Annotated in this window: 22 protein-coding genes and 1 tRNA gene; 5 read left to right on the top strand and 18 right to left on the bottom strand. The window is 66.9% G+C overall.

Annotated elements, in window-relative coordinates; all coding sequences use genetic code 11:
- Positions 1-81: 81 nt before the first annotated feature.
- Together urtA and LRH25_RS24420 are read right to left on the bottom strand one after the other, a co-directional pair.
- Positions 82-1341 (bottom strand): urea ABC transporter substrate-binding protein, encoded by a 1260-nt coding sequence (gene urtA, locus LRH25_RS24425; protein WP_141286696.1) that lies wholly within the window; start codon positions 1339-1341, stop codon positions 82-84.
- A gap of 169 nt (positions 1342-1510) precedes the next feature.
- Positions 1511-2569: a glycosyltransferase gene (locus LRH25_RS24420; protein ID WP_141286682.1), complete on the bottom strand. Its 1059-nt coding sequence runs from the start codon at positions 2567-2569 to the stop codon at positions 1511-1513.
- A gap of 228 nt (positions 2570-2797) precedes the next feature.
- Here LRH25_RS24420 and LRH25_RS24415 point away from each other — a divergent pair, with 228 nt between their 5' ends.
- The gene (locus LRH25_RS24415) at positions 2798-3391 is read left to right on the top strand and encodes a hypothetical protein (RefSeq protein WP_141286684.1); all 594 of its coding nucleotides are present in this window, start codon (positions 2798-2800) and stop codon (positions 3389-3391) included.
- A 25-nt stretch (positions 3392-3416) separates the two neighbouring features.
- On the opposite strand, the gene LRH25_RS24410 is transcribed toward LRH25_RS24415, so the two are convergent.
- Together LRH25_RS24410 and LRH25_RS24405 are read right to left on the bottom strand one after the other, a co-directional pair.
- Positions 3417-4448 carry a stealth family protein gene (locus tag LRH25_RS24410; protein ID WP_170200795.1) on the bottom strand — a complete coding sequence of 344 codons (1032 nt, stop codon included), beginning with the start codon at positions 4446-4448 and terminating at the stop codon, positions 3417-3419.
- 165 nt (positions 4449-4613) lie between these two features.
- On the bottom strand, positions 4614-5621 hold the full coding sequence (locus LRH25_RS24405) for a stealth family protein (protein ID WP_170200794.1): 1008 nt from the start codon (positions 5619-5621) through the stop codon (positions 4614-4616).
- A gap of 117 nt (positions 5622-5738) precedes the next feature.
- On the opposite strand from LRH25_RS24405, the gene LRH25_RS24400 reads away from it, so the two are divergent.
- Complete coding sequence (locus LRH25_RS24400) at positions 5739-6671, top strand: hypothetical protein (protein WP_231012663.1); 933 nt, start codon at positions 5739-5741, stop codon at positions 6669-6671.
- 116 nt (positions 6672-6787) lie between these two features.
- Complete coding sequence (locus LRH25_RS24395) at positions 6788-7690, top strand: hypothetical protein (protein WP_231012661.1); 903 nt, start codon at positions 6788-6790, stop codon at positions 7688-7690.
- A 7-nt stretch (positions 7691-7697) separates the two neighbouring features.
- Here LRH25_RS24395 and LRH25_RS24390 read toward each other — a convergent pair whose 3' ends face one another.
- From LRH25_RS24390 to LRH25_RS24365, 6 genes are all read right to left on the bottom strand, one after another.
- Positions 7698-8687, bottom strand: coding sequence for a response regulator (locus LRH25_RS24390; RefSeq protein WP_231012658.1), 990 nt, complete (start codon positions 8685-8687; stop codon positions 7698-7700).
- Positions 8665-12174 (bottom strand): hybrid sensor histidine kinase/response regulator, encoded by a 3510-nt coding sequence (locus tag LRH25_RS24385; protein ID WP_141290008.1) that lies wholly within the window; start codon positions 12172-12174, stop codon positions 8665-8667. The genes LRH25_RS24390 and LRH25_RS24385 overlap by 23 nt, the downstream gene beginning before the upstream one ends.
- A 162-nt stretch (positions 12175-12336) precedes the next feature.
- Entirely contained in the window at positions 12337-13356 is a 1020-nt protein-coding gene (locus LRH25_RS24380) for a recombination-associated protein RdgC (RefSeq protein ID WP_231012656.1), read from the bottom strand.
- Positions 13357-13375: 19 nt separating this feature from the next.
- A complete protein-coding gene (locus LRH25_RS24375) occupies positions 13376-13996 on the bottom strand; it encodes a GNAT family N-acetyltransferase (RefSeq protein ID WP_141289032.1) in 621 nt (206 codons plus the stop codon).
- Between the two features lie 15 nt (positions 13997-14011).
- Entirely contained in the window at positions 14012-16756 is a 2745-nt protein-coding gene (secA, locus tag LRH25_RS24370; protein WP_141289033.1) for a preprotein translocase subunit SecA, read from the bottom strand.
- A gap of 247 nt (positions 16757-17003) precedes the next feature.
- The gene (locus LRH25_RS24365) at positions 17004-18038 is read right to left on the bottom strand and encodes a M23 family metallopeptidase (RefSeq protein WP_141289034.1); all 1035 of its coding nucleotides are present in this window, start codon (positions 18036-18038) and stop codon (positions 17004-17006) included.
- A gap of 15 nt (positions 18039-18053) precedes the next feature.
- Between LRH25_RS24365 and LRH25_RS24360 the strand changes: the two genes are divergently transcribed.
- The gene (locus LRH25_RS24360) at positions 18054-18371 is read left to right on the top strand and encodes a hypothetical protein (protein WP_231012654.1); all 318 of its coding nucleotides are present in this window, start codon (positions 18054-18056) and stop codon (positions 18369-18371) included.
- 23 nt (positions 18372-18394) lie between these two features.
- Here the strand turns inward: LRH25_RS24360 and LRH25_RS24355 are convergent.
- From LRH25_RS24355 to petA, 6 genes are all read right to left on the bottom strand, one after another.
- A tRNA-Thr gene (locus tag LRH25_RS24355) sits at positions 18395-18470 on the bottom strand.
- A 133-nt stretch (positions 18471-18603) separates the two neighbouring features.
- On the bottom strand, positions 18604-19197 hold the full coding sequence (locus LRH25_RS24350; RefSeq protein ID WP_231012653.1) for a ClpXP protease specificity-enhancing factor: 594 nt from the start codon (positions 19195-19197) through the stop codon (positions 18604-18606).
- A 27-nt stretch (positions 19198-19224) separates the two neighbouring features.
- Positions 19225-19836 (bottom strand): glutathione S-transferase N-terminal domain-containing protein, encoded by a 612-nt coding sequence (locus LRH25_RS24345; protein WP_141289726.1) that lies wholly within the window; start codon positions 19834-19836, stop codon positions 19225-19227.
- A gap of 129 nt (positions 19837-19965) precedes the next feature.
- Positions 19966-20754: a cytochrome c1 gene (locus LRH25_RS24340; protein WP_141289725.1), complete on the bottom strand. Its 789-nt coding sequence runs from the start codon at positions 20752-20754 to the stop codon at positions 19966-19968.
- A 23-nt stretch (positions 20755-20777) separates the two neighbouring features.
- A complete protein-coding gene (locus LRH25_RS24335) occupies positions 20778-22211 on the bottom strand; it encodes a cytochrome b (RefSeq protein WP_141289724.1) in 1434 nt (477 codons plus the stop codon).
- Positions 22212-22245: 34 nt separating this feature from the next.
- A complete protein-coding gene (gene petA / locus LRH25_RS24330) occupies positions 22246-22842 on the bottom strand; it encodes a ubiquinol-cytochrome c reductase iron-sulfur subunit (protein ID WP_141289723.1) in 597 nt (198 codons plus the stop codon).
- A 269-nt stretch (positions 22843-23111) separates the two neighbouring features.
- Here petA and mscL point away from each other — a divergent pair, with 269 nt between their 5' ends.
- Positions 23112-23534, top strand: a complete 423-nt coding sequence (gene mscL, locus LRH25_RS24325; protein ID WP_231012651.1) for a large conductance mechanosensitive channel protein MscL — start codon at positions 23112-23114, stop codon at positions 23532-23534.
- A gap of 13 nt (positions 23535-23547) precedes the next feature.
- On the opposite strand, the gene pdxA is transcribed toward mscL, so the two are convergent.
- Together pdxA and LRH25_RS24315 are read right to left on the bottom strand one after the other, a co-directional pair.
- The gene (gene pdxA / locus LRH25_RS24320) at positions 23548-24573 is read right to left on the bottom strand and encodes a 4-hydroxythreonine-4-phosphate dehydrogenase PdxA (protein ID WP_231012649.1); all 1026 of its coding nucleotides are present in this window, start codon (positions 24571-24573) and stop codon (positions 23548-23550) included.
- Positions 24570-25325 (bottom strand): Nif3-like dinuclear metal center hexameric protein, encoded by a 756-nt coding sequence (locus LRH25_RS24315; protein ID WP_231012646.1) that lies wholly within the window; start codon positions 25323-25325, stop codon positions 24570-24572. Before LRH25_RS24315 ends, pdxA begins: the two co-directional genes overlap by 4 nt.
- Position 25326 lies beyond the last annotated feature (1 nt).

The raw sequence follows: 25326 nt of genomic DNA, 5'->3' as shown, positions 1-25326 counted from the left end.
CCGTGGATCCGGCTCTGCCGGTCCACTGGTGGCGCCCCAGTCAACAACGGCTGGGGCCGCAGCTTTGCTGCGGTAGGGGGGTTATTTCTTCTCGGGCACGTTCTTCTTGCCCTTGTTCTCGGGAATGTAGTCGCTCCACGGGTCGGCGACGACCGGGCCCGGGGTCTTCCACACCACGTTGAACTGGCCGTCGGCCTTCACTTCGCCGATGAAGACCGGCTTGTGCAGGTGATGGTTTTCCTTGTCCATCGTCGAGGTGAAGCCGCCCGGCGCCTTGAAGGTCTGGCCGGCCATTGCGGCGATGACCTTGTCGGTGTCGGTGGACTTGGCCTTGGCAACCGCCTGGGCCCACATGTGGATGCCGATGTAGGTGGCTTCCATCGGGTCATTGGTCAGCGGCTTGTCCTTGTGGCCCGGGATGCCCTTGGCCTTGGCGTAGTCGCTCCATTCCTTGATGAACGCCGTGTTGGTCGGGTTCTTGATGGACATGAAGTAGTTCCACGCGGCCAGGTGGCCGACCAGCGGCTTGGTGTCCACGCCGCGCAGCTCTTCTTCACCGACCGAGAAGGCCACCACCGGCACGTCGGTCGCCTTCAGGCCCTGGTTGCCCAGTTCCTTGTAGAAGGGCACGTTGGAGTCGCCGTTGATGGTCGAGATCACGGCGGTCTTCTTGCCTTCGCCGGCAAACTTCTTGATCTTGGCGATGATGCCTTGATAGTCGGAGTGCCCGAAGGGCGTGTACTCCTCCATGATGTCGGTGTCGGCCACGCCCTTGCTGTGCAGGAAGGCGCGCAGGATCTTGTTGGTGGTGCGCGGGTACACATAGTCCGTGCCCAGCAGCACGAAGCGCTTGGCGCCGCCGCCGTCCTTGCTCATCAGGTATTCCACTGCGGGAATGGCCTGCTGGTTCGGCGCTGCGCCGGTATAGAACACGTTCTTGCTGAGCTCTTCGCCTTCGTATTGCACCGGGTAGAACAGCAGCGAGTTCTTCTCTTCGAAGACCGGCAGCACCGACTTGCGCGAGACCGAGGTCCAGCAGCCGAAGACGACGGCCACCTTGTCCTGGTCGATCAGCTGCTTGGCCTTCTCGGCGAACAGCGGCCAGTTGGAGGCCGGGTCGACAACGACCGGTTCCAGCTTCTTGCCCAGCACGCCGCCCTTGGCATTGATCTCGTCGATGGTCATCAGCGCGACGTCCTTCAGCACCGTCTCGGAGATGGCCATGGTGCCGGACAGCGAGTGCAGGATGCCGACCTTGATGGTGTCGGCGGCCTGGGCCAGCGAGGTGAAACCGAGCGCGCAGGCAGCGGCAGCCAGCGCGGTGATCGAACGGCGGGACATTTTCATGGGGTGGGTGCTCCGAAACCTGTGGGGTATGTGTCAGCCAAGCCTCTGAGGCGAGGCGGTGTGCCGTGTCTCACGGCTGACGCAAGCTTAGGAGCCGCCCGGGTTCGCACCTATACGCAGGTTGGCGTATAGGTGACGCGTGCAGGGCCCACGCAGTGACGCCTCAGAGCGCGAGTTCGGCGTCGGCTTCGGTCAGCAGCTGGCGGTCGCGGCGGGCCAGCAGCTCGCGGTAGAAGCCCAGCATGACCTGGCCGCTGACCGCGATGTCATGCGCCGACAGGTCGGGCCGGTGGCGAGCACGGGGGCGCGCCACATGGTCGGCCAGCAGGGCGGCAAGGGCCGGCACGTCGCCGATCGGGAACAGTTCGCCGCCGTGGTCCTCGACCAGCTCGCGGCAGCCGTCGGCCGTCGAGGTGATGACTGGCGTGCCGGCGTCCATGGCTTCGAGCACCACGCGCGGCAGCGGCTCGAAGCGCGAGGGGCAGACGAACACGTCGAAGGCCTGGTAGCAGTCCTTCACGTCGGCCCGGAAGCCCAGCAACTGGATGCGCGCATCGCCCGCGGCCTGGGCCTGCAGCCGAGCTTCCGCAGCGCCGAGACCGAACAGCACCAGCTTCAGCTGCTTCAGCTCCGGGCGGCTGCGCACCGCGGCGATCAAGGTGTCCCAGCCCTTGACGTCGGTCAGCCGGCCCACGCCGCCCACCAGCAGTTCGCCTGGCTGAACGCCCCAGCTGGCGCGCAGCCCGGCAATTTCTTCCGCTGACAGACGGCGGTGCGGAGTCAGCGAGTTGTGGGCCTTCAGCGCCTGGCCGGTATAGCTTTTCGGCAATTGCCGCACCTGCCAGCGCGCATTGCAGACCAGGCCGTCCATCTGCAGGAAATGCGGGCCATTGACGCCGATGTGCAAAGTGGAGACAGATGCGCAAGGAGGCTTCAGCTGGGCGATCAGGCGGGTGGCCCGGCGCAGGTGGCCGTGCACCAGCTCGGGCCGCCAGTGGCGCAGCACCCGGCCCAGGTGCCAGCGAGTGAACCAGAAGCGTGGCAGCTCGAAGCACTGGACCCGCGGGTCCAGGTGGTCACGGATGCTGGCGCCGTTCCTGCGGTGATCCCTGCGCAGCACCAGGGCCACGTCGTGGCGCTCGCACTGCGCATTGCAGGACTCGGCCGTGGAGCGCTCGGAACCGGCGAAACCGCGGGACAGGACGATGTGCAGGATTCTCATGGTCGGCGGGTTGCCAGTGGCAGATGCATGCCAGCTTCAACGGGTCGCACGACGCGGCGATGACAGTGCCAAAGGCATGGACAGCGTGCCGACAGCTCGTGTCGGCTCAGCCACAGCAGGCAAGCGAGACTCCCGGAACAGGGACCACTTCACACGCTGGCGACACGCAGCAGCAGGGCGCTCTGCCACAATCTGCACAGCCGTACATAAAAGCATGAAAGGACCGTCGTGGGGGCGTTCGTCATCAAGTCATGGAAGAGCGGTAACAAGCCTGTCGATGAACAGGGCAACTATGTGCACATCGTGGGCCGCAACGGCGGCCTGATTGCCTGGTTGCTCGCCCGGCTGCGCGTGGATCCGACCACCCGCATCGCAGTCGGCATCGAGCGGCTGGAGTTCACGCGCTCGTCGCTGTCGGGCGTGCAAGCGCGCCTGATCCCGCTGGAAAGCATCTCGTCGACCTACTACGGCTATCACAAGCCGTGGAAGACGGCGCTTTCCATCGTGCTGCTCTTTGGCCTGGTGGCCGGCTCGCTGATGCGAGAGCCCAGCAGCGGCACGATCGGCGCGGTGGTCATCGGCTTCGGCCTGCTGTTCGCCGCGGCCTACTACCTGCTGAACCGCACGCTGACGCTGGGCTTCATCGAGCACAGCGGCGTGGTCAGCGGCATCCAGTTCAAGCGCTCGGTGATCGAGGGCCAGGACATCGACGAGCACGAGGCCAGGCAGATCTGCAAGCTGGTGCAGCGCCTGCTGGAAGCCCGCCAGCGCCGCCTGCAGACGCCGCAGCCGCAGATGGCGCAGGCACAACGCTACGGCTGAAATGCGGCAGTGCAGGCTGCGCCGTTCAGCAGAACTGGCGCAGCACCTGGTCCAGCGGTCCCACCACCTGGTCGAGCCACTGCACCACCATGCCTTGAACATCGGACGGCGCCTCGTCCAGGCTCTGGATGCAGGCGAACAACACAGCGGGATCGCCCGCGGCGCCGCGCAGCTTGCGTGCCAGCCGGCCGGGTGCGGTACGGGCCGGTTTCAGGTTGACGGTCTGTGGATCGGGCTGCAGCGCAGCGCTACCGGCCCGGATCTCCAGGTGCCCGGCCAGCATCGGCGGCAGGAACTGCCGGGCGTCGCGCAAGCGGTGCACGATGTTCTGCCGCAAGGCCTGCGGATGCGCCGCGAAATAGGCTTCCAGCGTCGAGCGGCGCAAGGGATGCGGGTGATGGTCGTGCTCCAGGTAGCGGCCGTCGTAGCCCGCCAACCGGGCTGACAGCGCCTGTCCCTCCTGGTGGCCCGGTCGGCGATCCGGCACGGGCGAGCCCCGCCTCGCCTGCCACCAGTCGCGCAGCCGGCGGTGCCAGCGCTGCTCCGGCGCCACGCGCCAGTGGCCGCGCAGCACCGGCTGGCCGTCGCGGAACCAGTCTTCCGGCTGCACCGGCTTGATCAGCATGAAGTCGTCATTCAGGTAGACGAATTGCTCGGCCAGGCCCGGAATGCGATGAAGCAGGGTTTCGATCGAGCGGCAGTTGAAGGTCGGCAGGCAGTCTTCATGGCCGGCAAACAAGGCCTTGTGGTCCACCAGGCGCAGCTTCTCCCCGGCCTGGGCAGGCCACTCCTGCACCCGCTCGAAAAAGGCCGGCGCCTGCTCATCGGCCACGATGTGGATGCGCCTGAGGAATGGTGCGAAGCGCAGCAGCGACGCCACGCAGTAGTCGATCTCGCCCACGGAGTTGAACCGTGTGGGGGCAGCCGCCGCAGGCCTGCAGCCCAACTGGGCCAGGTAGGCCTCCAGCTTGGCGCGGTGGCGTGGGTCCTGGCCATCCACCCAGGCGATGACGGCGTCTATCGGCTCGGCAGTGTGCAGCGCGGCAGTGGGCTGCACACTGGCAGGGGTGGTGGTGAATGCGTTTGCTGGTGCCAGCGCGGATCGCCTGGCAAGGGGGACAGTGACAAGCATTGGCGCATTTTCGCCAAGCGCTTACACATCTTCACAATGGTGTCATTTCCCCGTCAAAAGCATGTGGATTTGGCCGGGGCGGCCAGCGGCTCACACCGGGTCCCGACCAATCGTCGCATCCAGCCAGGCCAGCACCGTCGCCTGCGCTGCCGGCGAGGCCTGGTCCAGGCTCTGGATGCAGACGAACAGCAGATCGGGCGTTTGCGCCACCGCGCGCAAACGCCGCACCAGCTGTGCCGGCGACAGCGAATCCGGCTTGATGTTGGCCGTCTGGGAGGACGGCTCCAGCCATGCGGTGCCAGCGCGCACTTCGAGGTGGCCGGCCAGCATCTGCGCCAGGAACTGGGACGCGTCGCGCAAGCGCGGCGAGATGTTGCGGCGCAGGACTTCCGGGTGGTCGTCGAAATAGCGCGCCAGCGTGCTGCGCCGCAAGGGATGCGGATGATGGTCGTGCTCCAGGAAGCGATGCTCGTAGCCGGCCAGGCGCGCGGCCAGCGCCTGCGCATCCTGGTGGCTGGGCCGCTTGTCTTTCGCGGGCCGGCCGATGAGCGCTGCCCAGCGCGCGCGCAGACGGCGCGACCAGCGCAGCTCAGGCGCCGATCGCCACCGCCCATGCAGCACCGGCTTGCCATCGCGAAACCAGTGCTCGGGCCGCACCGGCTTGACCAGCATGAAGTCGTCGTTCAAGTAGACGAACTGCTCGGCCAGTCCGGGAATGCGGTAGAGCACCGTCTCGATGGCGCGGCTGTTGAAGCTCGGCGTGACATCGTCATGCCCGGCGAAGATCTGCTGGTGGTCGACCCGCACCAGCTTGTCTCGCCACTCGGCCGGCCAGTGCTGCGCACGCTCGAACAGCGCCGGCACCTGCTCGTCGGTCACCACATGGATGCGCCGCAGAAATGGCGCGAAGCGCAACAGCGAGACCACGCAGTAGTCGATCTCGCCGACCGACTGGAAGCGCGTGGCAGCGGCCGCCGCCGGCTGCCGGCCGATCTCGCTCAAGTACGCATTGAGCTTCGCCCTGTGCCGCGGATCGCTGCCGTCGACCCAGGTGATGACGGCGTCGATCGGGGCTGACTCGGCGACAGGGACATGCATCTGCTGCATTGTGGCCGAAGGGCCTGGACCTGCCTGCGCCGGTAAACTGCGGCGCCCCGGTCCCGTAGGCGTCTGTCAGCGAGCCGACCCACATGGACCGCCACCTGAGCGCTTTGCATGACACTCGCCGACACCTCTGCCCTTGCCCGCGCAGCAGACCGATTGGTCGCCCGTTTCCGCCGCAGCATCAAACGTCCCTGGCGCAAGCTCAAGCTGCGGGAACTGCGCCGGGCCAACGCGCTGAGCAGAACACCGGTCACGGGCCATGACGGCCCGGTGGTCTCGCTGACCAGCTTTGGCCCCCGGGTGGCCACCGTCTTCTACACGCTGGAGACGATTGCCCAAGGCAGTCTGCGTCCCAGCCGGTTGATTCTCTGGCTTGAAGATGCGCTGCACGCCCAACCGCTGCCAGACACGCTTCAGCGTCTGGCCAGGCGCGGTCTGGAGATTCGGTACTGCAAAGACTGGGGTCCGCACAAAAAGTACTTCCCCTACGTGATGTCCGACACGCCTCTGGATGTGGCACTGGTGACGGCCGACGACGATCACCTGTACCCACGCGACTGGCTGGCCCGGCTCCACCAGGCGCATCGCGCAATGCCCACCGTCATCCACTGTTTCCGGGCCTATCGCTTGCGCTTCCAAGCCAATGGCAGCATTGCACCTTACAAGCAGTGGGACCGCTGCGAATCCATGCAGCCAAGCCCCTTGAACTTCTTCACTGGCTGCTCCGGCGTGCTGTACCCCCCGGCCATGCAGCAAGCCCTGCACCGGCGCGGCGAGGGTTTCGCAGACTGCTGCCCCCGCGCAGACGACGTATGGCTGAACGCGGTGGCCACCTGGGAAGGCATTCCCACCCGGCAGGTCGTGCCGCTCCCGCGCGACTTCCCGGAACTGCCCGGCTCGCGCCAGCAAGGCCTGGCCCGCAGCAACGTGGACAGCGGCGGCAATGATGTGCAACTCGCCGCGACATTTCGCAGCGAAGACTGGGCATGGCTGCACGCTCAGACCCAGCCTGCGACTGCCAGATCCAGGCCGAAGCCCGCCTAGCAAATCCGGGCAAGTCAGTCCAAAGCCCGACCTTCAGGGCAGGTGCCCATCGCCTGTTGAACTGGCGTTGCCTACACTCCGGTCCGCTGATGTGGCCATACCCTTGCGGAGGTGACATGGTTCAGGTTATCCAGGCCTCGGCGCTGACGCAGGTCCGATACCGGCTCTCGGCGAAACTTCGGCGGGCCGTGAAGCGCTGCGTTCGGCCCGTCTGGTTGGCCCGACTGCGCCATCAGAACGTGCACAGCCAGTCACCAATGACCTCGCCAGGCGGCCCGGTACTCTCGATCACGACGACGGCGGTCAGGCTGCCTACGGTCTTCTACACGCTGGAGACCATCGCCAATGGTTCATTGAAACCGAGCAGATTGGTGTTGTGGCTGGACCAAAGCCTCATCGACAAGGGCTTGCCAGCCTCCCTGGTGCGCCAGCAGTCGCGTGGGCTCGAAATTCGCGGCTGCCGGGATGTTGGCCCTCACACGAAGTTTTTCCCGCAAGTGATGTTGGAGCCTGCACCAAGCCTGCCGCTGGTCACCGCAGACGACGATCAGTTGTATCCGCGTCAATGGCTGCAGACATTGCAGCAGGCGTACCTGGCCGACGACACAGCCCTGCACTGCTTTCGCGCTTATGTGATCGCGCTCACGACAGACGGACATCTCCAGCCCTACAAGCGCTGGCCCAAATGCCATTCGACAGAGCCCAGCCTGCTGCACTTTGCCACCGGCGTGTCAGGCATCATCTACCCGCCTGCGATGCAGCTCGCCTTGCGGGCCCGCGGGCTGGACTTCCTGAGCTGCTGCCCACGGGCGGATGACATCTGGCTCAATGCGGTAGCGCTGTGGGAAGGCTTTCCGGTGAGGCAGATCGAGCCGGTGCCAGTGAACTTCTACGAAATGCCGGGCTCTCGGGCACAGGGCTTGGCGCGCAGCAATGTGGACCAGGGTGGCAACGACCCTCAGCTGGACGCGACCTACCGGCGGGAAGATCTGGCAAGGCTGCGGGAACTGACTCGCTGAGGCGGGCTCAATCGCCGCCCTGCCGCCGCACCTTGCCCAGCGCCAGCGCCGCAGCCGCGGTGCGCGTCTCCACGCCCAGTTTCTCGAAGACGTGCTCCAGGTGCTTGTGCACGGTGCGCGGGCTGGTGCCGAGGATGTCGCCGATGTCGCGGTTGGTCTTGCCCTGGATCACCCAGTACAGCACCTCGGCCTCGCGCGCGGTGAGCGGCAGGGCCTGGGACAGGGCTTGCAGCAGCGCCGTCTCGGACTCTTCGCGCAGCACCAGCAGCCACTCGCCTTCGCTGAACTGCTCGCCGTTCATCGGGTGCAGCGCAAAAGAGATGCGCTGCGCGGCACGGGCCACCGTCAGCGCCTGGGCCTCGGCACCGGCGCGGCGGCGCAGCGCCTCGCGGGCCAGCCAGGCCTGCACTTCGGCCGGCATCGCCGATTCAGGCACCTCAGGGAAATAACGCGCCATCAGCTCGCGCGCCAGCCCGGTCTGCCAGACGCGCTTGCCATCGCGCTCGCGGGCCACCAGCGTGGCGTGGCCGAAGGCGTCCAGCGCGTTGCGGGCCTGGCGCTGGCTGCGCGCGCTTTGCAAATGCGTGGCCAGGCGGGCCAGCACTTCGCGCGTGCGGATGGGCTTGGTCACGTAGTCCACGCCGCCGGCAGCGAAGGCGGCGACCACGTGTTCGGTGTCGGTCAACCCGGTCATGAAGATGATAGGGATGGCGGCGGTGGCCGGGTCGGCCTTCAGGCGGCGGGCCACCTCGAAGCCATCCATGCCGGGCATCACCGCGTCCAGCAGCACGATGTCCGGCCGCGCCTGGCGGGCGCTTTGCAGCGCGGCCTCGCCATGCGTGGCGACCAGCACGGTGTAGCCGGATTCGTCCAGCGCGTCGTGCAGCACCGCGAGGTTGTCCGGCACATCGTCGACGATCAGCACCCGCTCGGCAGTGCCGGCGTCCAGCCCGTTGCCAGGGTCTTCCGGGCCTTCATCCAGCACGGCGGCGTTCATCGAGGGCTTTCGTCAAGGTGTGTTGGATGGCATCGAGCTGGAAGCCGCGAGCCATCGCGCGCAGCCGGGCGACGAAGGCCGTGGCGGCCGGGTGCTCGGCCTCGATCTGGTCGAGCTTGCGCGTCACGCCGCGCACATAGCCCAGGCCGACCAGTTCCTGCAGCGCCTCCAGTGCTTCGACCGGGGGCAGCACCTCGGCAACGGGCTCTGCAACGGGCTCGGCCCGGCGCGGCGCGGCGTCGATCCAGCGCAACTGCAGCCGGCTGCCCAGCCAGTCCAGCAGGTCGGCCAGGCGCACCGGCTTGACCAGGAAATCCGACGCCGGCAGGCCGACGATGTTGTCCAGGCCCTGGTCGAAGGCATTGGCCGAAATGACCGCCACCGGCGCGGTGGACAGCGCCTGGGCGCGCAGCCGGCGGATGGTCTCCCAGCCGTCGATGCCGGGCATCGCCAGGTCCATGAAGATCGCGTCGGGTTGCAGCGTGGCCAGCCGCGCCAGGCCTTCTTCGCCAGACGCCGCCTGCTCGATCACGAAGCCCAGCGGTTGCAGCAGATCGGCCAGCAGTTGCCGGTCGGCCTCTTCGTTGTCGACCACCAGGATGCAGCGGCGCGGGCCTTCGTAGCCGATGTGCGCGGCGCGCGGTGCGCTGACCTGGCCGCCCTGCCCGCCCCTGACTTCGGGCAGGAACAGGCGAAGCCGGAAGGTGCTGCCGTGGCCAGGCATGCTGTGCACCGTCATCTCGCCACCCATCAGGTCGGTGAGCATCTTGCTGATGGTCAGGCCCAGGCCGGTGCCGCCTACGCTGGCGCTGCCGGCGGCCGAGCCGCGCACGAACGGCTCGAAGACCCGCGCCAGCTCGGCTTCGCTCATGCCGGGGCCGGAGTCGATGATCTCGACGCGGGCCATCTCACGTGCGTAGGCCACGCGCAGCGTGACATGGCCAAAGGTCGTGAACTTGACGGCATTGCCCAGCAGGTTGATCAGGATCTGGCGCAGCCGGCGTTCGTCTGCGCGCACCCATTCGGGCAGCGTGTCGCCGCACTCGAAGACGAAGCGGATGCCCTTGCCCTGCGCCTGCAGCTCGAACATGCGGGCCAGCTCGTGCAGGCAGTCGGCAAAGCGCATGGGCTTCAAGTCCAGCGTCAGCTTGCCGCCTTCGATGCGGGCCACGTCCAGCGTGCCTTCGATCAGGCTCAGCAGATGGTCGCCGCCGCGGCGGATCACGCTGACGGCCTGGCGCCGGTGGGCCGGCATGCTGTCGTCATCCTCCAGCAGCTGGGCGTAGCCGAGGATGCTGTTGAGCGGCGTGCGCAGCTCGTGGCTGATGGCGGTGATGTAGCGGGTCTTGGCCTGGTTGGCGGCGTCGGCCACGCGCTTGGCCTGCTGCAGCGCCAGGTCGGTCTGCTGGTGCGAGGCGATCTCGCGCATCAGCGCCTCGGTCTGGCGCAGCGTTTCTTCCTGCGCCACCTGCCGGCTCTTGTGCGCCAGTACCAGCCACCAGGCGACCACGGCCGAGACCAGCAAGAGGGCCGCATAGGCCTTCACGAAGCTGCCCTGCAGCGAAGGCGCCAACTGCGCCGCGACCTCGCCGCCGCGCTCGACCAGCACCTTCAGCTCCTGGTGGTACAGCAGGCCGAACAGCGCGCCCAGCGCCGGCACGATCAGGCCCATCAGCAGCAGGTATTGGCCCAGGCCGGTGTCGACCTGCGGCGCCAGGCGCTGCGGCAGCACGCGCAGCAGCAACTGGCGCCAGGCCTGCCAGAAGCGGTCCACCGCGCGTTGTTGCGGCTTGCACTGGTCGCCGCAGCGGGCGTCCAGCGTGCAGCACAGCGAGCAGATGAAGCCGCCATACGCGGGGCAGCGGGCCATGTCCTCGCCTTCGTAGCTGCGGGCGCAGACGACGCAGGTGTGGGCGCGCAGCCGGGCGTAGCCGCCGCGGCCGTCACCGCGCTCGGTGTGGCTCTCCGGCGCTTCCGGTTCGCGCGCCAGGTAGTAGCGGCCACCGGTGTACCAGGCGATCAGCGGTGACGCGACGAGTGCGGTGACCAGCGCGATCAGCGCCGAGAAGGCCTGGGCCATGGCGCCAAACGCGCCCAGGTGGGCGGCCACCGACAGCAGCGAGGCCAGCCCCATGGCACCGACGCCGACCGGGTTCACGTCATGCAGGTAGGCGCGGCGGAACTCGATGCCGGGCGGGCTCAGGCCCAGCGGCTTGTTGATCACCAGGTCGGCGACGACCGCCATGATCCAGGCGATGGCGATGTTGGAAAACAGGCCCAGCACGCCACCCAGCGCCTGGAACACGTCCAGCTCCATCAGCATCAGCGCAATGCCGATGTTGAACACCATCCAGACCACGCGGCCCGGGTGGCTGTGGGTCAGCCGCGAGAAGAAGTTGGACCAGGCCAGCGAGCCGGCGTAGGCGTTGGTGACGTTGATCTTCAGCTGCGAGACGATGACAAAACAGGCCGTGGCCGCGACCGCCAGGCCGTAGTGCGGGAACACGTATTCGTAGGCCGCGAGGTACATCTGGTTCGGGTCGACCGCGCGGTCCACCGGCACCGAATGTTCGATGGCCAGCCAGGCCAGCAGCGCGCCGCCCAGCATCTTCAAGACGCCCGGCAGCACCCAGCCCGGGCCGCCGACCAGCACCCCAAACCACCAGCGCTTGCGGTTGGCAGGCGTGAGCTCGGGCATGAAGCGCAGGTAGTCGACCTGTTCGCCCATCTGCGTGATCAGCGCCACGCCCACCGTCATGGCCGCACCAAAGGCCTGCAGCGAAAAGCCGGGGAAGCGGCCGCTCTCGCCAGCGTAGGCAACCAGCCCTTTCAGCAGGCCCGGATTCTCGCGGAAGACGTAGAAATACGGCGCGACCAGCATCAGCAGCCACAGCGGCTGGGTCCAGACTTGCAGCCGGCTGATGATGGTCACCCCATGGGTGACGAGTGGAATGACCGCCAGCGCGCAGAGCAGGTAGCCCCAGACCGGCGGGATGTCGAAGGCCAGCTCGAGCGCATAGGCCATCACCGCGGCTTCGAGCGCGAAGAAGATGAAGGTGAAGCTGGCGTAGATCAGCGAGGTCAGCGTGGAGCCGAGGTAGCCGAAGCCGGCGCCGCGCGTCAGCAAGTCCATGTCCACGCCATGCCGGGCCGCATAGACGCTGATCGGCAGCCCCGCCAGGAAGATCACCAGGCCAGTGGCCAGGATGGCCCAGAAGGCATTGGCAAAGCCGTAACGCACCAGCAGCGTGGCGCCCACGGCTTCCAGCACCAGGAAGGACGCGGCGCCAAAGGCCGTGTTGGCCACCCGCCACTCGGACCACTTGCGGAAGGCGCGCGGCGTGAACCGCAGCGCGTAGTCCTCCATGGTCTCGCTGGCCACCCACAGGTTGTAGTCGCGCCGGATCTTCACGACCTGCTGGTGCACAGCGGGCTGCGCGTCCGGCGGGGGCGGATCCAGGGTGGCGGTGGGCAAGGCGGCGTTCATGGGGCGCTGATCGGGATGCAGGTATCGATCAAGATCCGCACCATGCCGTGTCGCGGCCTGTCGCCCAGCGATGGGTCAGGCCGGCGGTCGGATGTCACGGCTGGCATCGCAACCCTCGCGCCCCCCGCACCGCCGCGGGGCACCATGCACCAGGGCCGGGTTTCAGTCCCAGGGCGCGGTGTCGGTCGCCAAGGCAGGCGAAGCCTCTGGCGCGGCCGGCGATGCGGCCGCAGCGGGCTTGGCCGCGGGTGCCGCACCGGTCAGCTCGGAGGGCAGCTCACCCGGCTGCAGCTCGCCATCCAGCGCCTCGATCAGGTCCGGGATCAGCTGCACCAGCTCGCCGGTGGTGATGGCCACGTCGGTGTCGAAGGCGTCCTCGGGTCGGTCGGCCGAGCCTTGCTTGCCTTCGAAGACGACATCCTCGAACTTCAGCTTCTTGACCTGCAGTTGGTCCGTCAGCACAAACGAGATGCGCTCGGCCCAGGTCATCGCCAGGCGGGTGGGCTGCTTGCCCAGCTCGATGTGCTGGCGCACCTCGTCGGTGTCCAGCGGGTGGCGGGCATAGCGCACGACGGATTTCATCTCGTCGGTGGACTTCAGCTCGCATTCGCGGTCCACGCTGAAGCCTGCCGGCGGCTCGCCGGTGGACAGCCAGTTGGCCATGGCCACGGCCGGCGAGCAGCGGGTCTGCAGCAACTGCACCGCAAAGCCGGGCAAGGCCTTGACCAGGTGCGTGACCACCGTGTCGGCCCGGCTGGCGCTGCCGGCGTCGAGGATCAGCAGGCGGCGTTCGGGGTCGATCCAGGCCTGCGCCGCGGACTGCTTGGTGAAGGCCATCGGCAGCAGCTCCAGCGTGGCCTGCTCCTTGAGTTCCTTCTGCTGCTTCTTGCCCGGCTTGCGGCCGGTCTGCAGCTCGATGTGGTGGGCAATCTCGTCGGTGCGGCGCTTGACGACCGACGACGGCAGCACCTTCTGCTCGACCATCAGCTTCATCAGCCACTGGCCGCCAATGCTCTCGACCAGCGGCGCATGCACCACGCCACGCGGCGGCGTCCAGCCAGAAGACGTGGGCTGGGTGGCGCCGCAGGGCACGAAGGGTTCGTGCTCGAAGGCTTCCAGCGCGGCGCCGAGGTCCGGCACCCAGTCGGGGCCGATGCGGTAGACGATCAGGTTCTTGAACAAGGCGAATTCCTAGCGTGGATCAAGGCGCTGGCGGCGGCTCGGTGGCGAGCACCAGGCCCGGCCGCAGCGCGGCAAACATGACCTGGGTCGTGGGCGCACCCCAGGGATCGGGTTCGTAGCCCCGCAGCTCGCCTTCGCGCCGGAAGCCCGGCAACGATTCGGCGAAGTGCAGCGCGCGGGTGTTGCGTGCATCGCTCAAGGCCTGCACGCGGATGAAGCCGAGTTCAAAGGCGATCTCGGTCGCCGCCATCACCGCTTCGCGCATCAGGCCGCGGCCGGCCTGGCGCACGTCGCCCACATAACCCAGCTCGACCCGCGGCGCTTCGAAGTCGAAGCTGTGCAGGTCGATCAGGCCAACGACGGCGCCCGCTTCGGCGCCGGCCTCGGCCGTCCGCAACACCAGGTAGTGCAGCGAGCTGCCGCTGCGGTGGTAGCCCAGCAGCCGGCCGCCCAGGTCTGCGGCCTCCTGCAGCGTGAACGGACCACTGCGGCGCTGTGCCCAGTGGATGAAGCGGTAGGCCGGCAGCGAGGCGTTGAAGCTGTCCATCAGCAGCGCGCCGTCTGCCGGGCCTGGCACGCGCAGCAGCAGCCGCGCAGTGCGCCGCTGGTCCGGCGCAGCAGCCAGATCAGCGAGCTTCAAGGCAACTCCGAACGCTCAGGCCAGCTTGCCGTGGCAGGCCTTGAACTTCAGGCCGCTGCCGCAGGGGCAGGGGTCGTTGCGGCCGACGCGGGGCATTTCGCCTGCCACCGTGGCCGGATCGGTCTCGGCGCTGACGCTGCCGTCTTCGTTCGGATGGGTGTAGGTGATGTTGCGCAGCTGTTCGGCCTGTTCCTCGATGGCCTCGGCCGCCTGGCTGACCTGCTCCTGCGTCTGCACGCGCACGGTCATCAGCACGCGGGTGACTTCCATCTTCACGACATTCAGCAACTGGGCGAACAGCTCGAAGGCCTCGCGCTTGTATTCCTGCTTGGGGTTCTTCTGCGCATAGCCGCGCAGGTGGATGCCCTGGCGCAGGTAGTCCAGCGCAGCCAGGTGCTCGCGCCAGTGCGAGTCGATGGCCTGCAGCAGCACCATGCGCATGAAGGGCGTGAACTGGGTTGCGCCGACCAGGTCCAGCTTGGCCTGGAATGCGGCGTTTGCGGCGGCCTGGACCTTCTCCAGCACTTCCTCGTCGGTGATGCTGCTGGCACCGGCGACCAGCGCCTGCAGCGACAGGTCCAGCTGCCACTCTTCCTTCAGCACCTTCTCCAGGCCCGCCAGGTTCCACTGTTCCTCGACGCTGTCGGCCGGCACGAAGTCGCGTGTCACGTCCTCCATGGTCGCGGCGCGCAGGTTGGTGATCTGCTCGGTCAGCTCGCTCGCTTCGAGGATCTCGTTGCGCTGCTGGTAGATGACCTTGCGCTGGTCGTTCGACACGTCGTCGTATTCGAGCAGCTGCTTACGCACGTCGAAGTTGCGCGCCTCGACCTTGCGCTGCGCGGACTCGATGGAGCGCGAGACGATGCCGGCCTCGATGGCCTCGCCTTCGGGCATCTTCAGCCTGTCCATGATCGCGCGCACGCGGTCACCGGCGAAGATGCGCATCAGCGGGTCTTCCAGCGACAGGTAGAAGCGCGAGGCACCCGGGTCGCCCTGGCGGCCGGAGCGACCGCGCAGCTGGTTGTCGATGCGGCGCGACTCGTGGCGCTCGGTGGCGATGATGCGCAGGCCGCCGGCTTCCTTGACCGCGGCATTCAGCCCCGCCCATTCGTCCTTCAGCAGCTGGATGCGCGTGACCTTGTCGGCCTCGGCAATCGTGTCGTCAGCCTCGATGAACTGGATCTGCTTCTCGACGTTGCCACCCAGCACGATGTCGGTGCCGCGGCCCGCCATGTTGGTCGCGATGGTGATCACGCCGGGCCGGCCGGCCTGGGCCACGATTTCCGCTTCGCGGGCGTGCTGCTTGGCGTTCAGCACCTGGTGCGGCAGCTTCGCCTTGGTCAGCAGTTCCGAGACCAGCTCGGAGTTCTCGATCGAGGTCGTGCCGACCAGCACCGGCTGGCCACGCGTGTGGCAGTCGCGAATGTCTTCGGTGACGGCGTTGTACTTCTCGCGCGCGGTCTTGTAGACCAGGTCCAGCTCGTCCTTGCGGATGGTCGGCCGGTTCGGCGGAATCACCACCGTTTCCAGGCCGTAGATTTCCTGGAATTCGTAGGCTTCGGTGTCGGCCGTGCCGGTCATGCCGCCCAGCTTGCCGTACATGCGGAAGTAGTTCTGGAAGGTGATCGAGGCGAGGGTCTGGTTCTCGCTCTGGATCTGCACGCCTTCCTTGGCCTCGACGGCCTGGTGCAGGCCGTCGGACCAGCGGCGGCCTGTCATCAGGCGGCCGGTGAATTCGTCGACGATGACGACTTCGCCGTTCTGCACCACGTAGTGCTGGTCGCGGTGGTACAGGTGGGTGGCGCGCAGCGCTGCGTACACATGGTGCATCAGCGTGATGTTGGCCGGGTCGTACAGGCTGGCGCCTTCGACCAGCAGGCCAGCCTCGGCCAGGATGCGCTCGGCATTCTCGTGGCCGTCCTCGGTCAGGAAGACCTGGTGGCTCTTCTCGTCGACCGTGAAGTCGCCCGGCTCGATTACACCTTCGCCAGTGCGCGGATCGGCTTCGCCGATCTGCTTCTTCAGCTTGGGCGCCACGGCGTTGATGCGCACGTAGAGCTCTGTGTGGTCCTCGGCCTGGCCGGAGATGATCAGCGGCGTGCGGGCTTCGTCGATCAGGATCGAGTCAACTTCGTCGACGATGGCGTAGGCCAGGCCGCGCTGCACGCGCTCGCTAGGCTCGTAGACCATGTTGTCGCGCAGGTAGTCGAAGCCGTATTCGTTGTTGGTGCCGTAGGTGATGTCGGCAGCGTAGGCGGCCTGCTTTTCCGGCTTGTCCATGCCGGGCACGTTCACGCCCACGCTGAGGCCCAGCCAGCTGTACAGCCGGCCCATCCACTCGGCGTCGCGCCGGGCGAGGTAATCGTTGACCGTGACCACGTGAACGCCCTTGGCCGGCAGCGCATTCAGGTAGACCGGCAGCGTGCCCATCAGCGTCTTGCCTTCGCCGGTGCGCATTTCGGCGATCTTGCCGTTGTGCAGCGTCATGCCGCCCAGCATCTGCACGTCGAAGTGGCGCATCTTCAGCACCCGCTTGCCGGCTTCGCGCACGGTGGCGAAGGCTTCGGGCAGCAGGTCGTCCAGCGTCTCGCCCTTTTCCAGGCGGGCCCGGAACTCGGCCGTCTTGCCTTGCAGCGCAGCGTCGTCCAGGGCCTGGAACTGCGGCTCCAGCGCGTTGATCTGCTCGACGACGCGGCGGTATTGCTTGAGCAGGCGGTCATTGCGACTGCCGAAAATCTGGGTGAGAAGCTTGGGCAACATGCAGCGTCAGGGCCTGGTGATTCGGGTGGCGACAGCGCCCGCGGTGGCCGAGATGCCGGCCACGCGAGCCACGGCCTGCACAGATGCGCACAGGCCATGTTCCAGCGGATGCAGATGGGGGCGGCGCGCGATCTTGCAAGCGCGATGCGCTTCGCAAAAGCGAGCGAGTTTAGCACCGGGGTGTGGCAGGTCTCAGCCCAGTCCCAGGGGTGCCAGCAGCACCCTCGCGAGGCATGGAAACGGGCGATCAGTGGGTGCCGAGCGGGCCCGACGGCGTCGGCACCAAGGTCCGCTGCGCCAGTGCCGGCAGTGCAGGTGCCGGTCCGGCAGCGAGGAACTTGGCCGGGTCCTGCGGCACGCCGTCGACCACGACCTCGAAATGCAGGTGCGGCCCGGTCGAGCGGCCGGTGGTGCCCACACGCGCCACCGGCTGGCCGCGCTTGACCAAGTCACCGGCCTTGACCAGGATGGCGGAGGTGTGGGCGTAGCGGGTCACCAGGCCGTTGCCGTGGTCGATCTCCAGCAGATGGCCGTACTGCGGATGCCAGTCGGTGGACAACACAACACCGCCGGCCGCGGCCAGGATGGTGGTGCCGACGTCGGCTGCGAAGTCCAGCCCGGTGTGCAACGCCGGGCGGTTGGTGAAGGGGTCGGTGCGGAAACCGAAGCCTGAGCCGATCACGTCGCTGGCGATCGGCCGGCTGTTGGGCACCATCAGCGCGCGCAGCCGGGTCTCGAACAACCGCGACTCGGCGAAGGTCAGCAGGTCGGTGCGCTGCTCGGCCTGGCTTTCCAGGCCCTGCAGCGCGAGGTTGAGCTGGTCCAGCGTCGGGTGGTCCAGCGGCACATAAGGGCCACCAACGCCGGGCGTGGCGCGGAACGCGCCACTGGCAGCCGGACCAGGCGCCGGCGCCGGCGCCGGCGCCGTCATCACCTTGAGGTCATCTGGCTTCACGCCGGCCAGCCCGGTGACGCGGTCGCCCATCGCTTCGAGCTTGACCATGCGGGCCTGCATCTCGCCGACCTTGACGGCCATGGCGTCCAGGTTCTCGCGCATGAAGCGGTCGCGCTGGGCGATTTCGTCATGCACCACCAGCTTGACCAGTTGGCTGACGATGGGCCAGCCCTCGCGCGCCGCCTTCAGGAAGATGAAGTGGTAGACCGCGCCGGAAGCCAGCAGCAGCACCAGCACCAGCGCCGCAATGGCCAGGCTCAGCTGCATGCGGCTGAAGCTGACGACGCGGGTGCGCGCCAGTCCGCCGTGGGTGATCATGATCTGCATCGCTACACTCCTGCCATGCCGTTGCCCATGCACCAGCCCTTCACTCGCCCCATTGCCGAAGCACTGGGCGCCAATGCCACGCTGGGCCGGCTGCTGGAACGCCTGCGCGAATCGGAAGCCCGCATGGCGACCGTGCGCCTGGTGCTGCCGGCCGCGCTGGCGGCCCATGTGCGGCCCGGTGTGCTGGACGACGAGGGATGGAACCTGCTGGTACCCAACAGCGCGGTGGCCGCCAAGCTGCGGCAATGCGTGCCGCTGCTGGCGCAGGTGCTGGCCGATCAAGGCTGGCCCCGCCGCGAGATCCGGGTCAAGGTTCAATCCGAACGGGCCTGAACGCCGGGCGCGCCGGGGTGACGTGGTGCCGGCTATCCGAATCGAACGGATGACCTACCGCTTACAAGGCGGTTGCTCTACCAACTGAGCTAAGCCGGCATTCAAACACTTCGGGAGCCGCGATTCTAGGCGTGCTTTTGGCGCTGGCAAGCCAGCCCCAAAGCCGATTTGAATGGCCCCGTGCAACAGGGTGTAGAAGCGGGGCGAGCGGCGGTTGCGCCGCCGCTGCTGCCTACTTGATGCGCTTGAGCGCCGGCCGGCCACCGCCTGGTGCGGCGGGTGGCGGCGTGTCGTCGCTTGCGTCGGGTGCCGTGGCAGCACCTGGCGCGGCGGGTTCAGGCTCCGGCACCGGAACGGACGCCAGCGGCGCCGGCCGGGCCGGTGTGCTGCCGCTCGCCTCGGTGCCCGCTAGGCGCAGACCGCGCGGCGCGCGCTCAGCCGGGTCGTCACCCGCCTGTGCGTCGCCGCCTTCGTCCGCGGCCGGCGCGCTGACCGGCATCGGGAAGGCCATGCCCTGCCCGTTTTCACGGGCATAAATGGCCACCACGTGGTCCACCGGCACGACGATCTCGCGTGCCACGCCGCCGAAGCGCGCCTTGAACTCGATGTAATCGTTGCCGAGCTTCAGGCCACTGGTGGCCTCGAAGCCGACATTGAGCACGATCTCGTTGTTCTTGACGTACTCCATCGGCACCTGCACGCCGCGGTCGACATACACCGCCAGGTACGGCGTGAAGCCGTTGTCGGTGCACCAGTCGTGCAGGGCGCGGATCAGGTAGGGCCGGGTCGAACTGCCTTGGGCATCCGAAGGGGTGACGGGACTCATGAGACTTCTCTGCTTACCGGCGCACGATCACTTGCGCATGACCTTTTCCGAAGGCGTCAGCGCCTCGATGTAGGCCGGGCGCGAGAAGATGCGTTCGGCGTACTTCAGCAGCGGTGCAGCATTCTTCGACAGGTCGATGCCGTAGTAGTCCAGGCGCCACAGCAGCGGCGCAATGGCCACGTCGAGCATCGAGAAGTCGTCGCCCAGCATGTACTTGTTCTTCAGGAAGATCGGCGCGAGCTGGGTCAGGCGGTCGCGGATCTGCGAGCGGGCTTTTTCCAGTTGCTTGTCGGTGCCCTTGATCCCGCGGCTTTCGAGGATGTTCACGTTGGCGAACAGCTCCTTCTCGAAATTGAACAGGAACAGGCGCACGCGGGCACGGGCCACCGGGTCGCCAGGCATCAGCTGCGGGTGCGGGAAGCGCTCGTCGATGTACTCGTTGATGATGTGCGACTCGTACAGGATCAGGTCGCGCTCGACGAGGATGGGCACCTCGTTGTACGGGTTCATCAACGCAATGTCTTCCGGCTTCGCGAACAGGTCGACGTCACGGATCTCGAAGTCCATGCCCTTCTCGAACAGCACAAAGCGGCAGCGGTGCGAGTAGGGGCAAGTGGTTCCGGAATAAAGCACCATCATGGAGGTGGGCTCCTTCAAATAGCTGTGTCGACGGCAGGCGCCGAAAGAAGAAAACGCAGTGGGCCTGGATTGAACCCACTGCGCATGGTGTCTGGCCGCGAACGGCCAAGCCGCGTATTTTCGGCTATTTTATTTCACGTCTTTCCAGTACGCCGCATTCAGGCGCCAGGTCAGGGTCGTCAGCACCGCCAGGAAGATCAACACCCACACCCCCAAACGCACCCGCTGGTTCTGGGCCGGCTCGCCCATCCACTGCAGGTAAGCGACCAGATCGGCCACTGCGCTGTTGTATTCGGCGGTGCTGAGCTTGCCCGGTGCCAGAGGCTCGAAACCCTTGAAATGTTGCTCGGTCTTGCCGTGCTCGTGCGGGTCAGGCACTTCCTCGTAAACCGCCTTCTGCGGACCTTGCAGTTCCCAGAGCACGTGAGGCATTGCCACACTGGGGAACGCGGTGTTGTTCCAGCCGGTGGCTTTGCTCTCGTCGCGGTAGTAACTGCGGAGGTAAGTGTAAAGGTAGTCGGCGCCACTGCCCTGGGCGCCCGCCCGCGAGCGGGCGATCACGCTCAGGTCAGGGGGCGCTGCACCAAACCATTCCTTGGCCGACTTCGCGTCCAGCGCGACCTTCATCGTGTCGCCCACCTTCTCGGTGGCGAACAACAGGTTGGCCTTGATCTGCGCCTCGGACAGACCGATGTCGCGCAGGCGGTTGTAGCGCATGTAGGCCGCGCTGTGGCAGTTCAGGCAGTAGTTGACGAACAGCTTGGCGCCGTTCTGCAGCGCCGAGACATCGGTGACGCGCTCGGTCGGGAACTTGTCCCAGGGGGCGCCGCCTTCGTTGGCCTGCGCGGCCCCCACCAGGGCGCCGACCATGCACAGCGCCGCGACGGCGCCGCCAATGATTTGCTTGAGCTTGATCATGTTTGTATGGCTCCTGCTCGGGCTCAGTGCGGGTGGAAGGTCACGCGGTCGGGCACGGTCTTGAAGGTGCCCAACCGGCTCCACCACGGCATCAGCAGGAAGAAGCCGAAGTAGTACAGCGTGCCGACCTGCGCGACCAGGGTGCCGATCGCGGACGGCGGCTGGATGCCCAGGTACCCCAGCACGAAAAAGAACACCACGAACACCGCGTACAGGTACTTGTGCCAATCGGGCCGGTAGCGGATGGATTTGACCGGGCTGTGGTCCAGCCAGGGCAGGAAGAACAGGATGATCACCGCGCCACCCATCACGACCACGCCCCAGAACTTGGCGTCGAAGCCGGCGAACACCGCCAGGCCAGTGAACTTGAAGGCACCAAAGCAGGCCAAGGCAGCGAACGCCAAAGCCGCGATGCCCAACTTCACAGCCGACGAGAAGCGGCCGCGCACAATGGCCGCCAGGGCCGCCAGCACGACCACGGCGTCGAAGGCCAGCAGCATGTCGTCGGTGGTCGCTCGCAACATCGAGTAGAACGGCGTGAAGTACCAGACCGGCGCGATGTGCAGCGGCGTCTTCAGCGGATCGGCCGGGATGAAGTTGTTGTACTCGAGGAAGTAGCCACCCAGCTCCGGCGAGAAGAAGATGATGGCGCTGAAGACCATCAGGAAGACGCCGACACCCAGCATGTCGTGCACCGTGTAGTACGGGTGGAACGGGATGCCATCCAGCGGCCGACCCAGCGCATCCTTCTTGGCCTTGATCTCGACACCGTCGGGATTGTTCGAGCCCACTTCGTGCAGCGCGATGATGTGCGCCACCACCAGGCCCAGCAGCACCAGCGGCACGGCAATCACGTGGAAGCTGAAGAAGCGGTTCAGTGTCGCGTCGCCCACCACATAGTCGCCGCGGATCAGCAGCGCCAGGTCGTTGCCGACGAAGGGCACGGCGGCAAACAGGTTGACGATCACCTGCGCACCCCAGAACGACATCTGGCCCCAGGGCAGCAGGTAGCCCATGAAGGCCTCGGCCATCAGGCACAGGAAGATCGCGCAGCCGAAGATCCAGACCAGCTCACGCGGTTTGCGGTACGAGCCGTACAGCAGGCCGCGGAACATGTGCAGGTAGACGACGACGAAGAACGACGACGCGCCGGTCGAGTGCATGTAGCGGATCAGCCAGCCCCAGGGCACGTCCCGCATGATGTATTCGACCGAGGCGAAGGCCTGGGCCGAATCGGGCTTGTAATGCATCACCAGGAAGATGCCGGTGACGATCTGGATCACCAGCACCAGCATCGCCAGCGAGCCGAAGAAATACCAGAAGTTGAAGTTCTTCGGCGCGTAGTACTCCGACAGGTGCTCCTTGTAGAGCTTGGACGCGGGGAAGCGGTTGTCCACCCAGGTCAGCAGCTTCTCACCGGTCGACGCGTCTGCCGGCGCGACTTTGAATTCAGCCATGATTGCCTTTCGTCCTCTTGTCTCGGGTGCCCGTTCAGGCCTTCTTGTCTTCGCCGATCAGCAGCTTCGCGTCGGAGAGGTACATGTGCGGCGGCACTTCCAGGTTGTCGGGCGCTGGCTTGTTCTTGAAGACACGGGCCGACATGTCGAAGGTCGAGCCGTGGCAGGGGCAGAGGAAACCGCCCTTCCAGTCGTCGGGCAGCGAAGGCTGCGGGCCGGCGGCGAACTTGTCGGAAGGCGAGCAGCCAAGGTGGGTGCATACGCCGACCACCACCAGCACTTCCGGCTTGATCGAGCGGTACTCGTTCTTCGCGTACTCGGGAATCGGGTAGGCGGTACGCTCGGACTGCGGATCGGCCAACTGGCCATCGAGCGACTTCAGCGAGGCCAGTTGCTCAGGCGTGCGGCGCACCACCCAGACCGGCTTGCCGCGCCACTCGACCGTCATCTTCTCGCCGGCCTTCAGCGCGCTGATGTCCACTTCCACCGGGGCGCCGGCCGCCTTGGCGCGCTCGGAGGGCGCGAAGCTGCTGACGAAGGGCACGGCCGTTGCCACACCACCGACCGCACCCGCACAACTCGTGGCGATCAGCCATGTGCGTTTGCCTTGGTCCACCGCGTTGTCACTCATGGGGATCCTTCTCTGGGACTCTGTTGGAACTCTGCAAAGACTGCCAAGCCCTTGCAATTCGGTTCTGGGCAACCCGGCATTTTAGCGGACGCCGCCGGCTTTCAATTTGCGATTTCTCAATCTTGTGGGCACCCCTTGGTTCTCAAGGTTGACAGCTGATGGCTGCTGGCAATACTGCTGCAGCGTGTACCAAGGGGTGTACCCTAAGCCGCGATACTGCAGGCCGCGGGAGAACCCGCCATTCAGTCGAACCAACAAGGAGTAGCGCCGTGGGATTTGCCACCGAGTTCAAGGAATTTGCCATCAAGGGCAATGTCGTCGATCTGGCGGTCGGCGTGATCATTGGCGGCGCTTTTGGCAAGATCGTCGATTCGGTGGTGACCGACCTGATCATGCCGCTGGTCGGCCTGGCGATTGGCGGGTTGGACTTCTCGAACTACTACATCCAGCTCTCGGGCGCACCAGCGGCCACGCTGGCCGAGGCCCGCAAGGCCGGCGCAGTGTTCGCCTATGGCAACTTCCTGACCGTGCTGCTGAATTTCATGATCCTGGCCTTCATCATTTTCCTGATGATCAAGCAGATCAATCGGCTGAAGGCTGCCAACCCCCCCGCACCCGCGCCTGCGGCACCGGCCCCCACGCCGGAAGACGTGCTGCTGCTGCGCGAGATCCGCGACTCGCTCAAGCGCTGAAGCCGCCCCGGCTTCAGGCCGGGTCGGCAAGCCGGCGCGCCATGCGCACCGCCGCCTCGAAGCTCGCCGGATCCGCCCGGCCCGTGCCGGCCAGGTCAAACGCGGTGCCGTGATCCGGGCTGGTGCGCACCAGCGGCAACCCCAGCGTCACATTGACGCCTTCTTCGACGCCCAGGTACTTGACCGGGATCAAGCCGTGGTCGTGCGTCATCGCCACCACGAAGTCGAATTCTCCGGGGTGGCCGGCGGCATCCCGCGCCCGCATGAACACCGTGTCCGGCGCATGCGGCCCGCTGACGTTCAGCCCTTGGGCGTGCGCCGCCTCAATCGCCGGGCGGATCAGGCGGATCTCTTCATCGCCGAACAGCCCGCCCTCGCCCGCATGCGGGTTCAGTCCGGCCACCGCAATGCGTGGCGAAGCCATGCCGAAACCTTGGCCGGCGGCATGCGTGATGCGCAGCGTCTCCAGGATCAGGCCAGGCGTTTCCAGCAACTCGATGGCTCGCCGCAGCGCGACGTGAATCGTCACCAGCACCACCCTCAACTGCTCGTTGGCCAGCATCATGCGCACCGGCGGCAAGGGTTCGCCCGGCTGGCCGCACAAGGCCTGCAGCATCTCGGTGTGGCCCGGGTAGGCCACGCCGGCCGCGCTCAGCGCTTCCTTGTGAATCGGCGCGGTGACGATGGCCGCGCCCTGCCCGGCCAAGACCAGCGCCACCGCAGCCTCGATGCAGCGCGCCGCCGCCGCGCCTGCTGCAGCATTCACCCGGCCCCAGGCCAGCTCGGCCAGGCCGGCGGGCAGGCCTGCAGGCTCGATGACGGCCAGCGCGCCCAGCGGCACCGCAGCCAGGTCCGCAGGCGTGTCCACCTTCGCCACGGTGCAGGCGTGACCGACGGCATGCAGCGCCCGCCGCATCACGGCGACATCACCGATCACCACCGCCTGGCCCAGCGTGCCGCGCCCAAACGCCTTGGCGATGATTTCCGGCCCGATGCCACAGGCGTCGCCCATGGTCAGCAGCAGCGTGTCGGCCGTCATGCGGGGTTCTCGATCTCGATGAATTCATGCGCCAGCCCGAGCTGCTTCGCCACCGCGCCAGCCAGCGCAGGCGCGCCGTAGCGCTCCGTCGCATGGTGGCCGCAGGCCAGGAAGGCCACGCCGGTCTCGCGCGACAGGTGGGCTTGCGGCTCGGAGATCTCGCCGGTCAGGAACAGGTCCGCGCCGGCGGCAATGGCCGCCTCGAAGTAGCCCTGCGCGCCGCCGCTGCACCAGGCCAGCCGGCGCAGCGGCCGGCCGTCCCCCGGCAGCAGTACCGGCGGGCGGCGCAGCACAGCGCCCACCTCATCGGCCAGCACCTGGGCGCTGCCCGGCACGCCGGCGGCACGTGTGCCCAGGAAGCCCAGGGACTGCTCGGCAAAGCGGCCGTCCGCCGTCCAGCCCAGCTGCAGCGCCAGCTGCGCGTTGTTGCCCAGCTCCGCGTGCGCATCCAGCGGCAGGTGGTAGGCAAACAGGTTCAGGCCGCTGGCCATCAGGCGCTCGACGCGGGCCTTCAGCCAGCCCGTCAAGCGCCCATCCTGGCCGCGCCAGAACAGGCCGTGGTGCACGATCAGCGCATCGGCACCTGCATCGATGGCTGCCTCGATCAAGGCCAGGCTGGCGGTGACGCCGGAGACGATCTTGCGCACCTCCGGCTTGCCCTCCACCTGCAGACCGTTCGGCCCATAATCCTTGAAACGTTCAGGCTGAAGCCACTGGTTGAGAAGGCTCTCGATCTCGGCTCTCGCGGCCATG

Origin of the sequence: Ideonella azotifigens (genome assembly GCF_021043325.1) — a bacterium.
GTDB classification, from domain to species: Bacteria; Pseudomonadota; Gammaproteobacteria; order Burkholderiales; family Burkholderiaceae_C; genus Ideonella; species Ideonella azotifigens.
The sequence above is the reverse complement of the archived record's forward strand: the minus strand, read 5'-3'. Positions and strand labels throughout refer to the sequence as shown.